This is a genomic window from Actinomycetes bacterium, from assembly GCA_036000965.1.
Taxonomy (GTDB): Bacteria; Actinomycetota; CALGFH01; order CALGFH01; family CALGFH01; genus DASYUT01.
Genome location: DASYUT010000259.1, coordinates 1 through 15,872, shown reverse-complemented (window position 1 = coordinate 15,872; position 15,872 = coordinate 1). Strand labels below are relative to the sequence as shown.

Genomic DNA, 15,872 nt, shown 5'->3' with positions numbered 1-15,872 from the left:
AGCGCGGCCGCCTCGACCGGCCCGGGCAGGTCGGCCAGGCTGGGGTAGGCGCGCAGCCCGCAGATCGGCGCCGCCGCCGGGTGGACCGGGTAGACCGCGCCCGCATAGCCGAGGTCGACCAGGTTGCGGACAAGGGTCACGGCGGCGTCGCTGCTCGGGGCGGCACCGACCACGGCCACGGCCCGGGGCGCGAGCAGCGCATCGAGCCGGGCCCGGTCCGGCCGGCTCACATCGTGAGCGGCCGGGACCTGAGCGGCCGGGATCTGAGCGGCCGGGACCCGAGTGGGCGGTACCCGAGCGGTCGCAGAGGGTCGTGCCGCGGGGTCCTGTCCCGCCTGCCCCGCGGGGTCCTGTCCCGCCTGCCGCACCGGGTCGCGTGCCGCTCGCGGCCTACTGCGGCAGGCCGCTCAGGCGGGCGCCGCCCTGGCCGCGCTCGTCCCGGCCCACCGGCGTGACCGTCTCGGGCAGCTTGACGGGGTACTGGCCGGTCACCTCGCTGGCGAACGTCTCGAAGGCGTGCACGTAGCGGGCGACATCCTCGTCGGTGTGCTGGACCGACAGGGTCCACTGCTCGTCGATGCCCGGGGTCATGAACACGCCCTCGGTCACCTCGTACAGCCACGACAGGTAGGACAGGTCGGCGTCCACCCCGGGAGCGTCGAACCCGGCGTACTCCCGGTAGTCCCGCAGCGGGCTCGGAGCGTACATGACCGCGCCCTTGGCCCCCACCCCGGTGGTGTACATGGGCAGGCCGTAGGCGTCGATGACCCGCTGGCAGCCGGCGAGCTGGGCGTCGTTGAGCCGGTTCAGCTCCTTGTAGGCGTCGTGGGTGAGCACCTCGGTCATGGCGACCAGGCCGACGCGGGCAGACAGCGGGTTGCCGTTGAAGGTGCCGAGCTGCGGCACGCCGTCCTTGGCGATCTCCTCCATCAGCTCGCCGCGGCCGCCGAAGGCGCCCAACGGCACGCCGCCGCCGACCGCCTTGGCGAAGCACTTGAGGTCGGGGACGACCCCGAAGACCTCCTCGGCGCCGCCGTGGGCGATGGTCGCACCGGTCTTCACCTCGTCCCAGATGAGCAGGACGTCGTGGCGGGTGCAGACCTCGCGCACGGCGTCCAGGTAGCCGGGCAGCGGGTCGATGATGCCGACGTTCATCATGACCGGCTCCATGATGAGCCCGGCGACCTCGCCGGCGTGCTCGGCGAGCAGTCGGTCGAGCGCCTCGGCGTCGTTGTAGGGCACCACCAGGGTGAGGTCGGTCACGTCGGCCGGGGTGCCCTTGCCGAACGCGACGCTGGCCGGGTGCTCCCGCGGCCCCATGTTGTCCCTGCCCGGTCGGATGGAGACCAGGACCGACTCGTGGTGGCCGTGGTAGGACCCCTCGATCTTTGCGATCTTGTCCCGGCCGGTCGCGCCTCGGGCGAGCCGGATGGCGTCCATGGTGGCCTCGGTGCCCGAGTTCGTGAAGCGCATCTGGTCGAGGTGGAAGCGCTGGCAGATCTCCTCGGCGAGCAGGGTGGTCTCGGCCACCGGCTGGGCGAAGTGGGTGCCGGTCGCGGCCCGCTCTGAGATCGCCTCGACGATCTTCGGGTGGGCATGGCCCACGCACATCACGCCGAAGCCGTTGTGGAAGTCGGAGTACTCGTTGCCGTCGACGTCCCAGACCTGGCTGCCACGGCCGCGCTCGAAGAAGATCGGGTAGGGCGGAGAGTCCTGGAAGCTGGACGGCACCCCCAGGGGCAGGGACCTCAGGGAGCGCTCGCGCCACTCCCGGGACTTCGGCGTGCGCTCGTGCACGACCTGGGTGCGGACAGTGGTGAGTGCCTCGATGCGCTCCTGGGCGGGCCGCTGGCCCATGGACATCACCCTCCTACGGGCGGCGCAGGGGCCTTCGCCCTGCACCGGGTCGACCGCTACCTTACTTCGAGATTCGTGCCTTGGTCAACGAAATGGTGCACACTACGAAGTGTTTCCAGGGGTTGTGGAAGGTGGTTCGTATGGGCAAGCCGGTGGACCTCGACCAGGTCGACCTGTCGATCGTGGCCGCGCTGCAGCAGGACGGGCGCCGGCCGTTCACCCGGATCGCCAAGGACGTCGGCATCTCGGAGGCGGCCGTGCGCCAGCGCGTCGCCCGCCTGCAGGCGCTCGGAGCGATGCAGATCGTGGCCGTGGCCGACCCGATGCGGCTCGGCTACAAGACGATGGCGATGGTGGCCATCTCGGTCGACGGGCGCTCGCTGGCGCGGGTGGCCGAGGCCGTGCGCCGGCTGCCCGAGGTCTCCTACCTCGTGCTCACCGCGGGTACCCACGACATGCTGGCCGAGGTGGTGTGCGAGGACAACGACCACCTGCTCCGCCTTCTGTCCGAGGACCTGGCCGGCATCGAGGGCGTGCGCGAGACCGAGACGTTCATGTACCTGCGCCTGCTCAAGGAGGCCTACACCTGGTCGCTGGCCGGCACCACCGACGCTGGCCCGGCCGACGCCGCCAACGCTGGCCCGGCCGCGCTGCCCGAGCGCGAGCCGGCCTGAGCCACTGGCCGCCGCCGGGCGGCCGTGCACGACGGCGATCCGCCCGGCCATACACGACAATGGCATCGGCGACATCGCGACTTGGCCACACGGGGATAGGGCGACATGGCGACAGAAGGCGGGCCGGAAGCGGGCCGGGACCAGTCCATGCGGGGCAGGATCTGCCTGGTGACGGGCGCGACCTCGGGGATCGGCGCGGTGACCGCCGAGGAGCTGGCCGGACGGGGTGCCACCGTGGTGATGATCGGCCGCAGCGCCGAGCGGACCGCCGCCACCGTCGATCGGATCCGGCGGCGCACCGGCAGCTCGACCGTCGAGCACCTGCTCGCCGACCTGTCTGCGCAGCGCGACGTCCGCCAGCTGGCCGATCAGTTCACGGCCCGCCACGACCGCCTGCACGTGCTCGTCAACAACGCGGGCGCGGTCTTCATCAGGCGCCATTTGAGCCCGGACGGCCTTGAGCTCACCTTCGCCCTCAACCACCTCGCCTACTTCCTGCTCACCAACCTGCTGCTGGACAGGCTGAAGGCAAGCGCGCCGGCCCGGATCGTCAACGTCTCCTCCGACGCCCACCAGCGGGCCCGGATCGACTTCGACGACCTGCAGGCCGAGCGGAGTTACTCCGTCGCGGTCTACGGGCGCTCCAAGCTCGCCAACCTGCTGTTCACCTACGAGCTGGCCCGGCGCCTTCAGGGGACCGGGGTGACCGTGAACGCGCTCCACCCCGGGGTGGTCGCGACCCGTTTCGGCACCAACAACGGACGCGTCATCCGGCTGCTGCACCCGCTGCTCCGGCCGTTCTTGATCAGTCCCGAGCAGGGCGCCCGCACCGTCGTCCACCTGGCCACCTCCTCCGAGGTGGAGGGCGTCACCGGCAGCTACTTCGTGAAGGAGCGCCCCTCCTCGTCGTCCAGGGCCTCCTACGACACCGCCGCCGCCGAGCGCCTCTGGCGGGTGAGCGAGGAGATGACCGGCCTGCGGGTCCCCTCCCCCGACGAGGACCGTTGACGTCCTCCCCCGCCTGAAGGAAGGCGGGAGATTCCTAGTCGGGCTCGTGCTCGAGCGCCGCGAAGGCGGTCTGAGTGTCGCGCAGCAGCGCGTCGTCGGAGTCTACCGCCGGGGCCGTCAGTAGCCGTGGGTGAGGCCGCCGTCGACCAGCACGGCGGTGCCGGTCACATAGGCGGCCGGGACCGAGCAGAGGAACGCGGCAACCGCGCCCAGCTCCTCGACGGTGCCGAGGCGCCCGGCCGGGACCTCCTCGGCGGCTTGGCGCTCGGCTGCCTCCGGGGAGTCGTACATGTCCAGCAGCCGGTCGGTGGCGACCCGGCCCGGCAGGATCGTGTTGAGGGTGACGCCGTCGCCCGCCACCTGCCTGGCAATCGTCTTGAACCCGGCCAGCAGGCCGGCGCGGTGGACGTTGGAGAGCATCAGGCTCGGGATCGGCTCGCGCGCCGCACTCGACGACACGTTGACCACCCGCCCCCAGCCCCGCTCGCGCATGCCGGGCAGGGCCGCGTCGAGCAGCGCGATGGTGGCGAGCACGAGCTCCCGGTAGGCCGCCTCCCACTGCGCCCGGGCGAAGCCGAGCGCGTCGGGGTTGCCCGGTGGCCCTCCGGTGTTGGTGACCAGGATGTCGACCGGCCCGATGGCGTCGCGAACCTGCTCGACCAGGGCGCTGGCCCGGTCCACGTCGCTTGCGTCGTGCACCAGCCCGACCGCGCCGATCTGCGCTGCCGCCTGGTCGATGCGCTCGCGCGACCGCGAGCTGACCGCGACCCGCGCCCCCTCGGCGGCCAGGGCGCGGGCGATCCCGAACCCGATCCCCTTGGACGCGCCGGTGACGAGCGCCACCTTCCCGCTGATGCCAAGGTCCATCCGCGCCGCCTCCCGCTCCGCTCGACCGGCCAGGCCGTCAGCGCCGGGCCGTCACCCAGCGGCCCGCACCCTACGTCCGGGCCGGGACGGGCGCCACCCCCGGCGGTGGCGCCTCAGGGGTGGCGCCTGAGCGGTGGCCGCCTGAGCGGTGGCCGCCTGAGGGGTGGCCGCCTGAGCGGTGGCCTGCTGAGCGGTGGCCTGCTGAGCGGTGGCCGCCCCGGTGGTGGCGCCTCAGGTGATGGTCGCGTGCTCGCCGGACGCTGTGAGGGCGGGCGGGGCGGTGAGCACGTCCACCGGCAGGGTGAACCAGTGGCCGGCCAGGCAGAGCGTCTTGGCGTGGGCCACCGGCCCGTCGGTCGACCGCCAGGACCAGCGGTCGACGATCTCAGCCGGCACCCGGCAGGTCGGCTCCGGGCATGGAAGGAACTCGAGCATCATGTCTCCCGTGAGGGTTGCATTTTGGGTGGAGAGGCCGGATACCTCGCGCTGATACAGCCGTATCCAAGGCGTTACGACCGAGCTGGTGCCGCGTCAGGCAATGTTCGCCCTGTTTGCTGACCGCGAACGGCGGGTGCTCAGCCCCTTCGCCACGCCAGGTGGAAGCCAGGTAGCTTGCTGGGCCATGAAACGGATCGCCGGGTACCGTGCGGCGAGTACCGTGCGGCGCTGCGGGCGCTGTCGACCGGCGCCTGGGGCGGCTATCTCGCCGAGCGTTCGGGTCTCCCGGGCCCGCGAGCCAATCTGGAGCTGGTACAGGCCGTCGCTGAGGAGGCACCGGCCGAGGTGGTGCGCTGGTACGCCGGGGCCGAGGACCAGTTCCTCGCCTTGTGCGGGGCGGTCGGCCTTGGCCGGCTGCTCGCCGAGGGCGAGGAGGACGCGGCCGAGGAGCTTCGCCAGCTGGCCCAGGATGACCGCTGGCGGGTCCGGTAAGGCGTCGCCATGGGCCGCGCGGGTGGCGGCGAGGCGGGCGCCAGCGGATGAGCCGGCGGCTGTGGTGCGGTACGTTGTCGCGGTACGTTGCCGCGGTGCCTGCCGGCGGTCAGATTGCCGTGCCGGGTGAGGGAAGGAACGCGCGTGCGGGTCGCCGGTCGGGCAGGAGTGAGCTGACGCGGGGTTGCCCGCATCGCACGACAAGGAGCGAGCCGTGCCGCTGGACAGAAGGGGACGCCCCCCGGCCGAGCCACGACAGTCCTCCATCCGCCGGCGGCTCGCGCGTGACGTCGAGGTCGAGTACGTCGAGCACGGGCTCGACTGGCTGGCCGAGCGCGTGGAGCCGGCAGACGAGGAGGAGACGGTTCGGCTCCCGGAGCCGGTCCCGGGCCACACCGGCCAGGCGGCGCCGGCAGACGACGAGCCGGAGGCCTCCCGGGTCCAGGAGCCGGCTCCCGGCCCGCCCGGCCACCCGGAGCCGGTGCCGGTGCCGGAGGCGTCCAGGGACGTCCCGGCACCGCCGCCGGCGGCACCAGCAGCGGAGGTCACCACCTCCTGGAAGGATGGCGACGCCGACGGTCAGGACACGCCCAGGGCTCCCTCCCGTCGGCGAGCACGGCCCGGTGCGGGACCAGGTGGCGACCCCGACGGTCAGGACACCGCCACGGCTCCCGAGGGCGCACCCGAGGCCGCCGTCCCTCTCGAGGGTGGCATGCCCGGCCCGGAGGTCGAGCCGGAGGCGGCCTCATCGGTCGAGCCGGAGGCGGCCTCATCCCTGTACGGACCGGCGCCGGGGGAGGCGTCGGCGGCGAGCGAAGGGCCGGAGCCGGCCGGGTCCGCCGACCAGGTGGCGTGGGCCGAACCCGAGCCGGCCCGGCCGGCCGATGAGGACGGGCAGCCGGCCGGCGGGGGCGGGCCGGAGGACCCGCACCTGCCCGGGTGGGACGACCTGACCAGCGAGCGGTTGCTCGCCCGCCAGCCTGGCGGGCCGACCGCCGGCTGGCAGGGCTTCGTCTTCCGGCTCACCGGCGGACGCGTGCGGCCTCGGCCGGGCCGCGCCGAGCGCGCTCGCCGCGAGCTCGAAGCCCGGGTCACCGCTCCCATCCACGGCTACCGGCGCATCGCGGTGCTCGCCCTCAAGGGCGGGGTGGGCAAGACCACCACGACCGCCTGCCTCGGGGCGACGTTCGCCGTCCACCGCCCCGACCGGGTGGTCGCGGTGGACGCCAGCCCCGACGCCGGCACGCTGGGCGGCCGCACCCGCGGCGATGGCACCCGCACCGCCAAGGACCTGCTCGCCGGTGCCCCGCCGCTGGACCGCTACGCCGACGTCCGCGCCTACGCGGCCCAGACCACCTCCGGCCTGGAGGTGGTCGCCTCCGAGATGGACCCGAGCATGTCCCACCCGTTCAGCGACGCCGACTACCGCAAGGTGGCGGCGGTCCTCGAGCGCTTCTACTCGCTCATCCTCACCGACTGCGGGCCCGGCGTGCTGCACACGGTCATGCTGGCGGTGCTCGAGCGCGCTGACCAGATCTTGGTGGTCAGCGCGCCCAGCGTGGACGGCGCCCAGTCGGCCGCCCTCACCCTGGACTGGCTCGAGCAACACGGCTTCGAGGCGCTGGCCCGGTCCGCGGTCGTGGTGGTCAACTCGGTGCGCCCTCGCGGGCCGGTGAGTGTCGGGCAGCTCGAGGAGCACTTCAGCCGCCGCTGCCGCGCGGTGGTGCGGGTGCCGTTCGACCGCCACCTGGAGACTGGCGCCGAGATCGAGTTCGACCAGCTCGCCCCCGGGACCCGCCATGCCTACGTCAGGCTGGCTGCGGCCGTCGCCGACGGCTTCGACGACCAGGTCCGCGCCCACTGGGAGCGGGTCCCGCCGCCAGCCTGACCCGGCCGAGCGGGCTGCGTCCACCGGGTCCGCCGGGCGCCCGCCGGGCTACGGCTGCCCGCGCCCGGGGTCGGCCTGGTCCGGGTACTCGCGAGGGCGGACCAGGCTGCGGTCGAGCGCGCTGCTCATGACCATCGCGTCGTGCTGCAGCCGGTCCCCCCGCACGACGTCCCCGAGCTCCCGGTGGATCGCCGCGAGCTTCTCCATCGCGTTCGCGACGTGCCGGTCGACCGGGCCGTAGAGCTGCCTGCTCGTCTCCAGCGCGCGCGCGAACCAGATCCGGGCGCTCCTTGGCTTGCCCATGCTCCACAGGTGCGTCCCGATCGCGTCGAGCACCGAGGGTAGTTCCTCGATCGGCACGCCAAGGGCCTGCGCGTGCCCGGCGGCCGCCTCGGCGTGCACGAGCAGGCGGGTCGGGTGCGCCCAGGCCGGCTGCGGGGCGTTCCCCCCCGGCGGGGAGAACGCCTGCGCCACCAGGCACAGCGCGCGCCCCGACCACTCCTGGCCGTGCTCGGGACCGAGGTTCGACCGCACCGCGAACTGCACCAGGCGCGGGACGGTGAGCATGTCCCCGGACCGGGCGATGAGCCCGTGCTCCTCGAGGATGGCGACGGCGGCGTTGAGCTCGCGGTGCTCGAGGGTGACGTCGGCCAGTTCGGGCGGCAGCACGTCGGCGGCGCCGGCCAGCAGGCCGACCGGGATGCCGCGGGCGTCCAGGAACGTGGAGAGCTGCAGCAGCGCGGCCGCGTGGGGCGACTCCTGCCGCACGTACTCGAACTCGAGCTCCCAGCCCATCACCTCGCGCCGCTGGGCGGCGGTGAGCATCGTGTCCATCCACGACTTGCGCTGGGGGCGGCGGGGCGCAGCCGACCACCGCTCCTGCCCGGCCGGGGCGTCCGCCGGCAAGGTGTCCGCCACCCCCTCCGGCCCTTCGCTGTCCGGCCTGCCCGCGACGCCAGCCTCTGGGTCGGCCGGCTCCCCGCCGTCGGGCAGGTCGTCGAAGACGCTGGCCAAGGCGGCCGGCTCCTCATGACCTTGCAGGTCACCCAAGGTGCCGTCCGGATCGGCCGGGTCTCCGCTGCCGGACTGGTCGCCGAGAGCGGCGAGGGTGTCACCCGGTTCACCCGGTTCACCCGGGTCAGCCGACTCGGCCGGCTCGGCCGGCTCTCCGCTGCCGGGCCGGTCGTGGTAGGTGCTGTCCGGGTCGGCGGGGTCGCCGCCGTCGGGCCGGTCGTGGTGGGTGCTGTCCGGGTCAGCCTGGTCGGCCGGGTCGCCGCCGTCGGGCCGGGCCTGTGGCTGGCCAGGGGCGTGGAACGGCGCCGCGGTGGCCATGCCCAGGTCGGGCGCTGTGGCGGCGTCCGGGCCGGGCGCCGCTCTGGGCTCGCCGTCCCCATCCTCGGGGTGGCCATCCCATCCGGCCGGAGGCTCGAAGAGGACCGGGCCAGCCCCGGCGGCGAGGTCGCCCGCGGGCGGCCTGGCCGGTGACGGCACGGGGGCTCGGGCGACGAGCAGGTCCCCGGCCCCGTCGAACCAGCGCCGCGGGGCCGGCTCGCCGGCTGCGCCGAGGCGGTCCACCACGAACGACCAGAGCCCGTCGAGGGACAGGGGTACCTCCCGGCCCCAGTCCGCCTCCCACCCGGCGAGCAGCCCGGCGACGACCGCCTCGGTGAGCGCGCTCGTGGGCCGTACCGCGGGACCGTCAGAACCGGGCCCGTCCTGCCCGTTGGCGAGGACGTAGCGCCGCGGGCCGGCCAGCCGCGCGGCCGGCGGCTCGGCCGCGTCGCCCCGCTTCTGGAACGTGGCGCTGTAGCGGCAGTCGAGCAGCACCACGACGGCGGCGGCCGCCGAGTCGTCGATCATCCGTGCGATTGCGCCGGCGGGGATCGCGGTCGAGAACGGGAACTGGGCCATCGTGTCGCTCGCGCACAGGTAGAGGTGGTGATGGTCGTCCGCGATCCCGTGCCCGCTGTAGTAGAGCAGGAGCTCGTCGCCGGGGCGGGCTGACCAGAAGAACCCTTCGATCGCCTGCAGTACCTTGTCCCGGGTCTCGTCGACGTGGACGCTGACGTCCTCGGCCCGGTGGAGGCCGCGTACGCCGTCGGTCAGGGCGTCGCGCAGCCTGGCGGCGTCGTTCGGGGGTGCGGTGAGGGGGCCGAGGTGCTCGGGGTCCTCCTGCATCCGGGTGTTACCGACGAGCAGGGCGCGGTGGGCCCGCGCACCGCTCATGGCCGTGCCGGCCATGGCCGCCGCACGCCGCGTGGTCCGGACCGGGCAGGGCTCGGGGGCTCGGGCCCTGGTGCCATCGATTCCTCTCCTTGCTCGGGTGGCGAGCGGGCCGGCTGAGCTGCCTGCGCCGCGGCCACCTGGCACGTCGATGTCGGAGGAGCATCGGGTTCGTGACGAATGCAGCCGTACTCTACCCGGGACGGACGCGATGGGAACCCGCGCCCGGCAAGGGCGGCGCGGAACTGCCGCCAGGTGACGGCAAGGGCGAGCAGGTGACACTGGAGATCCGCGCCGGCGAAGAGCACGTAGGTCCAGGTGAACCGTGTTCAGCCGCTGGTACTGCTGACGCCAGCAGCGCATGTCGCCCCACGGGGTTGCGGATCTCTGGCGGCGGACGTTAGGGTCGCCACGCGGGACCATCCGACCGTGGGCGGCCTGCCCCGGGGTGGTCGGCAGGAGGTGGGTGGGCCGTGACGTCTCGCCGATCGCGCCTTGTCCTGATCGTGCTGCTGCAACTCGTCGTCCTGGTGGCCCCCCTCACCTCGGCACAGGCCGAGCTCGCACCCCCCTGGTGCGGCACACCCACGCCCGACGCCGCGGAGAACCTCCCGGACGGGACCGATCCCACGGACCCCGTGGGGAGCTTCCCGCACATCCCCCACTACGCGATCGGGTGCACGCTCGAAGCGATCCGGGCGCAGAGCAGCGGTCGGATGAGCGTGGACGTCGTCGGCAGGTCCGCCCTGGGTCGGGACCTCCACCTGGTCACGATCAACGCCCTGGACACGCCGCAGCAGCGGAAGGACTTCCAGAGCTGGCAGGAGGTCCGGAAGATCGCGCTGACGGATCCGGCGAGGGCACAGGCGCTCCTTGAACGACACGGAGGCAACGTCAAGGTCCCGATCTTGATCCAGGCCGGGATCCACGGCAACGAGTACGAGGGCGTTGAGGCGTCGTTGCAGATCATCGAGAAGCTGGCCACGACCCCCTACGGCATGGACCCCGAGGTCGACGCGATCCTCGACCACGCGATCGTGCTGTTCAATGTGATCCAGAACCCGGACGGCCGGATCGCCGGAACGCGGGCGAACGGCAACGGGTTCGACCTGAACCGGGACTACCTCACCCAGTCCCAGCCGGAGACCCAGGCGTCCGTCGGCATCATGCAGGAGTGGCTGGCGCCGGACGTGCTCGATCTCCACGGCTACGTCACGCCGACGCTGGTCGAGGCGACCACCAAGCCGCACAACCCGAGCATCGAGTACGACCTTTGGCTGAAGTGGAACCAGTCCCGCATCGACGCGAACGAGGCGGCGCTGGCCTCGGTCGGGCTCGGCGTCACGCGGCCGATCAACGACTGGTGCTCGAACGGCGACGCGCCCGGCCCGAGCGGGATCTGCCCCGATGGGAGCCTGCCCGGTCCGGCCGTCGCCGAGGGGTGGGACGACTGGGGGCCGTTCTACGCGGCCATGTACGCCCAGCACGTCGGCCTGAACGCATCCACGGTCGAGATGTGCAACCAGACCGACTTCGACTGCGCCTTGGCGGGCACCACGCTCCCCCCAGACAAGCTCGGTCGGCTCGGCGCGCGGCTGGCCCAGCATAAGGTCGGCTGGTCGACGCTCCTGTTCGACGTAGCCCACCGCCACGACCTGCTCTTCGACCAGATGGAGTTCTATCGCCGCGGGGTAACGAACGCTCCGCGACCGGAGTGCTGCCCGCCCCCGTTCGACAAGGCGAACAACTGGATGCACGAATACCCAACGGCCTTCGTGATCCCGATGGGTGAGGGTCAGCGCAGCGAGCCGGAGGCGAACCGCCTGGTCGACTGGCTGCTGACGAACGGTGTCGTGGTCGAGGAGATGAAGCAGGCATCCACGTTCGAGGGCCGGACGTTCCAGAAGGGGTCATACGTCATCCCCATGACCCAGGCCCGCCGCGGCTTGGTCGACACAGCCCTTGGAATCGGCGTCGACATCTCCAGTGAGATCGGTCAGCTCTACGCGCCGCCGGCGGCGTGGAGCCACGGCCACCTCTGGGGGGCGGACGTCACGCTCATCCCCCGGGGTGCAGGCTTCTCGCCGCAGACGAACCAGGTCACGAAGTCCAGCCACCTGCTGGGCGGCGTGGAGCCGGGCGTCGCGGAGCACTACGCCGTCGTGATCGACTCGCCGACGGCGCTGCGGACGGTGAACCAGCTCGTCGGCGAGGGCATGCCGGCGCAGCTCGCCATGTCGTCGTTCAACAGCGCGACCGGGGGCATCCTCCCGGCCGGGAGCGTGGTCTTCCCGGCCGATCCGGCGACGAAGGTCAGGCTCGCCAACGCGGGACGCGCCAACGACGTCTGGTTCCACCGGCTGAGCGGGTCATCGGTCCTGCCACCCCTCGAGCCGATCGACCGGGTTCCCCGCCTCCTCGTGCTGAGCGGGACCGCGAACCAGGACGTCTGGTCGCTGCGGAGCATCGGCTTCCCGACGGACTTCGTGTCCACCGCCTCCCTCAACACCGCGGCGACGGATCCGCTGCCGAACTACGACGTGATCTGGAACACCGGGGGCTACCCGTCGGCGGCCAACGCCACCGCCAGGTCGCGGCTCCAGGCGTTCTTCGCCGCCGGCGGCGGGTACCTTGGCGCCGGCGCGAACGGGGCCAATTTCCTGACCGCCGGCTCGCTGGTGAGCGGGCTCGCGGCCGCGTCGAGGACCGGCAGCGGCAGAAGCGCCATCGTGTACTGGAACAACCGGGGCGGCGCCGACAGCCCGATCGTGGGAGCCTTCCCGAGCCAGGACACGGCGATCATGGATCCCCCGACCTGGTTCACGGCCGTTCCGACGATATGGACCGTCGACGGCCAGTTCCCGGGGTTGCCGTGGTCCAACATCGTCGCCTCGGGCTTCTGGAAGCAGGACGCGCAGTCGGCATCGGCACCGGGCTCCGCAGTGATCACCCACGGACTCAACACCGCCGGCACCGCCGGCGCCGGTACCGCGCGGCTCACGGTGTTCGCGATGAACCCGCTGTACCGGGCCGATCCTGAGCGGTTGTGGTCGATGGTTGGAACGGCGGCGTACTGGGCTGATCAGTAGCTGGCCAGGAACGCCCCCGTCCGCGACGCGCTCACCTGCGTAATCGCCTCCGGCGTGCCCTCGGCCACGACCTCGCCGCCGGCGGCGCCGCCCGCGGGGCCGAGGTCGATCACCCAGTCGGACGCGGATGAGGTCGAGGTGGTGCTCGATGGCGACGACGGTGTTGCCGGCGTCGACGAGCCGCTGGAGCACGCCGAGCAGCCGCGCGGTGTCCGCGGCGTGGAGGCCGGTGGTCGGCTCGTCGAGCAGGTACAGCGTGCGGCCGGTCGCGCGACGGCCGAGTTCCTTCGCGAGCTTGATGCGCTGCGCCTCGCCGCCGGACAGCATCGTCGCCGGCTGGCCCAGTTGCAGGTAGCCGAGCCCGACATCGGCCATGCGTTGCCGCCGCACCGCCGCCGCGGGCACGCCACCGAGGAGCGCGAGCGCTTCCTCGACGGTCATGTCGAGCACCTGCGCGATGTCGTGACCGCCGTACCGCACGGCGAGCACCTCGCGCTTGAAGCGGCGCCCGCGACAGGCGGGGCAGCGCACCCGCACCTCGGGCAGGAAGTGCATCTGCACGTTGAGCACGCCCGTGCCCTCGCAGCGCTCGCAGCGGCCGCCGGGCACGTTGAACGAGAAGTGCCGCGGCGTGAGCCCGCCCTCGCGCGCGTCGGCGGTCGCGGCGAACGCCTCGCGGATCGGCGTGAACGCCTCGGAGTAGGTCGCCGCGTTCGAGCGCGGCACCCGGCCGATGGGTTGCTGATCGATGGTCACGATCTTGTCGAGATGTTCCCAACCATCGATCCCGTCGTGCGCGCCGGGCGTCTCTATCGCGCCGTAGAACCGTTGCCGCGCGGCGCGGTCGAGGATGTCGACCAGCAGCGACGATTTACCCGACCCCGACGGACCGGTCACGGCGACGAGGAGCCCGAGCGGCAGCCGCACGGTGACGTTCTTGAGGTTGTGTGTGTGCGCGCCGCGGATGACCAGCGTCTTGCAGTCGCCGGGCCGGCGCGACGCGGGAACGGGCACGACCAGCCGGCCGGCGAGATAGTCGCCGGTGATCGAGCCCCTGCTCGCGGCCACCTGCGCCGGCGAGCCCATGGCCACGATGCGCCCGCCGTTCCGCCCCGCGCCCGGCCCGATGTCGACGACGTGGTCGGCCGCGCTCAGCACGTCGAGATCGTGCTCGATGACGAGCACGGTGTTGCCCAGGTCGCGCAGGCGGCGCAGCACCTCGATCAGCCGCGCGTGGTCGGCGGGATGCAGGCCGATGGTGGGTTCGTCGAGCACGTACAGCACGCCGGTGAGCCCGGAGCCGAGCAGCGCGGCAAGGCGCAGGCGCTGGGCCTCACCCGCCGAGAGGCTGGGCGTCGCGCGCTCGAGCGTCAGGTACCCGACGCCGACGTCGACCAGCCGGCGCACGCGCTCGTGCAAGTCGGCGACGATGGGCTCGGTGACGAGCCACGCTTCCGCGGTGATCTGTCCGTGGAGCGCATCGATCCACGTGGCGAGCTCGACGAGCGGCAGCCGCGCGGCGTCCACGATGGTGAGGCCGGTGACGGTGACCTGGCGGCTCTCTGGTCGCAGGCGCATGCCCTGGCAGTCCGGGCAGGTCTCGTTGAACAGGAATCGTTCGACGTTTTCGCGGTAGTCCGCGTCCTCGATGCGTTGGGCGTAGCGGCGTAGCAGGTTGGTGACCACGCCCTCGAAGCGCCCGCGGGCGACAGTGGTAGGCGGCGTGACGTCGGGGAAGTGCCGGCGGAACTCCGGGCTGTCGACGCCGTGGAGCAGCAGGTCGCGCTGGACGGCCCGGAGCGCGTTCACGGGCACGTTCGCGTCGAAGTCGAAGCCGTAGTGCCGCCCGGCGGCTTGCAGGGTCGGGATGTTGCGCTCGGTGAGCAACGGGTGCCAGCCGAGCACGGCGCCGGCGGCGACGCTGCGCTCGTGGTCGATCAGGCGGTGCACGTTGGCCTTGAGCACGGTGCCGAGGCCGGTGCAGGTGGGGCACGCGGAGGTATTGCCGCTGGCCTTCCTTGTGCAGGGTGTCGAAGGCGAGCGTGGATTTGCCCGAACCGGAGAGGCCGGTGAGGACGACGAGCTTCTTCTTCGGGATGGCGACCGTGACGTTCTTGAGATTGTGCAGGCGCGCGCCCTTGATGAGGATTGAGTCGTCCATGGTTGTGGTCCCCTACAGGCCGACGGTCGGCTCGCTCCTGGTCTGTTCGCTGCTGCCGGCCTGCATACTTCAAGTATCTCATTGAAGTGCTTAGTAGAGACTTTTCTTGACAGCCGGCGATCTATGCTGGAGATATGTGCGAGTAACCTTCAACTCGCTGGTGAACCCTGTCGCCGGGAAGGTGAAGCAATGGGCCGTGGGGAAACAGGCCTTCGCCCGATCGATCTGGCACGCATGGCAGGGATCTCGACCCAACAGATCCGCAACTACGTCGAGGCAGGCATCCTACCTCTGGCCTCACGGACCCCTGCCGGTTACCGAAGATTCGAAGCCAGGCACCGCCGGGCTTTGCTTACCTACCGAGCTCTCGCGAGGGGATACGGGTCGCAGACCGCTCGAGCGATCATGCAGGCTGTTCATGCCGGGGACATCCCCTTGGCGCTCACGCTCGTGGACGCCAGCCATGCCGCGCTGCATGAACAACGGCTCTCCCTCCAGGCGACAGGCGAAGCGCTCGAAGCGGATGCAGAGCAGACCCCAGATACCTCGGCAGTGCCGCGGTCAGGAATACGCATCGGAGAGGTGGCTGCCTACCTCGGTGTGCGCACCTCTGCCCTACGTGTATGGGAGTCCGCAGGCCTCCTGACTCCAAAGCGTGACCCGGACACCAAGTACCGCCGCTTCAGCTCGACCGACGTCCGAGACGCACGAATGATCAACATGCTCCGACAGGGCCACTATCCCCTGCCCCAGATACAGCCCATACTCGACGGCCTCCGCCGAACGGGCAGCAGTGACGCACTACGCGCAGCCATCGCACAACGTCAGGCGGGACTGACACAACGGGCAACAGCCATGCTCGAAGGCTCCAGCCACCTGCACCACTACATCACAAACGAACAGCCGACCTCCGGCGACGAAGCTCTCACATGGGGGGAGGCGGGCCGCGACGCCGCTCGTGGCGGAAGCTGACCGGTGGCATACCGCATTCCAGCCGAGCCCTGCCGCTACCTTGGGGCTCGGGTCAGGTTCGGGAGTCCGGGGCCTACCAGGCCGGGTTACGGGCCAACAGCCTGAGGGGTGCCGGGAGCTTGTACCCGAACCTGAGCTGGTTCCGTGCCCCCCGCCGGTACCCCTCCTCGTCCATGAGGTCGAAGCCGAGCGCGTCGGAGACG

The 15,872-nt window shown here is 72.0% G+C and carries 11 protein-coding genes and 2 pseudogenes; 7 read left to right on the top strand and 6 right to left on the bottom strand.

Translation table 11 applies throughout. The features are described from left to right. On the bottom strand, positions 1 to 230 hold a 230-nt coding region (locus tag VG276_22495), incomplete at its 3' end, for a CoA-binding protein (protein HEV8652084.1). A gap of 160 nt (positions 231 to 390) precedes the next feature. Further along, positions 391 to 1,857, bottom strand: a complete 1,467-nt coding sequence (locus VG276_22490; protein ID HEV8652083.1) for an aspartate aminotransferase family protein — start codon at positions 1,855 to 1,857, stop codon at positions 391 to 393. 140 nt (positions 1,858 to 1,997) lie between these two features. Between VG276_22490 and VG276_22485 the strand changes: the two genes are divergently transcribed. Further along, positions 1,998 to 2,531 carry an Lrp/AsnC family transcriptional regulator gene (locus VG276_22485; GenBank protein ID HEV8652082.1) on the top strand — a complete coding sequence of 178 codons (534 nt, stop codon included), beginning with the start codon at positions 1,998 to 2,000 and terminating at the stop codon, positions 2,529 to 2,531. Positions 2,532 to 2,636: 105 nt separating this feature from the next. Then, the gene (locus VG276_22480; GenBank protein HEV8652081.1) at positions 2,637 to 3,539 is read left to right on the top strand and encodes an SDR family oxidoreductase; all 903 of its coding nucleotides are present in this window, start codon (positions 2,637 to 2,639) and stop codon (positions 3,537 to 3,539) included. Positions 3,540 to 3,656: 117 nt separating this feature from the next. Here the strand turns inward: VG276_22480 and VG276_22475 are convergent, their stop codons facing one another. After that, positions 3,657 to 4,406 carry an SDR family oxidoreductase gene (locus VG276_22475; GenBank protein ID HEV8652080.1) on the bottom strand — a complete coding sequence of 250 codons (750 nt, stop codon included), beginning with the start codon at positions 4,404 to 4,406 and terminating at the stop codon, positions 3,657 to 3,659. Between the two features lie 231 nt (positions 4,407 to 4,637). Beyond that, a complete protein-coding gene (locus tag VG276_22470) occupies positions 4,638 to 4,841 on the bottom strand; it encodes a hypothetical protein (GenBank protein ID HEV8652079.1) in 204 nt (67 codons plus the stop codon). Between the two features lie 177 nt (positions 4,842 to 5,018). On the opposite strand from VG276_22470, the gene VG276_22465 reads away from it, so the two are divergent. Then, entirely contained in the window at positions 5,019 to 5,336 is a 318-nt protein-coding gene (locus VG276_22465; protein HEV8652078.1) for a hypothetical protein, read from the top strand. Between the two features lie 214 nt (positions 5,337 to 5,550). Continuing rightward, positions 5,551 to 7,224: an AAA family ATPase gene (locus VG276_22460; protein ID HEV8652077.1), complete on the top strand. Its 1,674-nt coding sequence runs from the start codon at positions 5,551 to 5,553 to the stop codon at positions 7,222 to 7,224. A 48-nt stretch (positions 7,225 to 7,272) separates the two neighbouring features. Here the strand turns inward: VG276_22460 and VG276_22455 are convergent, their stop codons facing one another. Beyond that, complete coding sequence (locus VG276_22455) at positions 7,273 to 9,465, bottom strand: caspase family protein (protein ID HEV8652076.1); 2,193 nt, start codon at positions 9,463 to 9,465, stop codon at positions 7,273 to 7,275. A 455-nt stretch (positions 9,466 to 9,920) separates the two neighbouring features. On the opposite strand from VG276_22455, the gene VG276_22450 reads away from it, so the two are divergent. After that, complete coding sequence (locus tag VG276_22450) at positions 9,921 to 12,536, top strand: M14 family zinc carboxypeptidase (GenBank protein ID HEV8652075.1); 2,616 nt, start codon at positions 9,921 to 9,923, stop codon at positions 12,534 to 12,536. On the opposite strand, the pseudogene uvrA reads toward VG276_22450, so the two are convergent. Then, positions 12,530 to 14,697 (bottom strand): annotated as a pseudogene (gene uvrA, locus VG276_22445) (excinuclease ABC subunit UvrA). The gene VG276_22450 and the pseudogene uvrA sit on opposite strands and share 7 nt — an antisense overlap. A 123-nt stretch (positions 14,698 to 14,820) precedes the next feature. Here uvrA and VG276_22440 point away from each other — a divergent pair. Further along, a pseudogene (locus VG276_22440) lies at positions 14,821 to 15,099 on the top strand (MerR family DNA-binding transcriptional regulator). A 33-nt stretch (positions 15,100 to 15,132) separates the two neighbouring features. Then, complete coding sequence (locus VG276_22435) at positions 15,133 to 15,669, top strand: MerR family transcriptional regulator (GenBank protein ID HEV8652074.1); 537 nt, start codon at positions 15,133 to 15,135, stop codon at positions 15,667 to 15,669. Positions 15,670 to 15,872 lie beyond the last annotated feature (203 nt).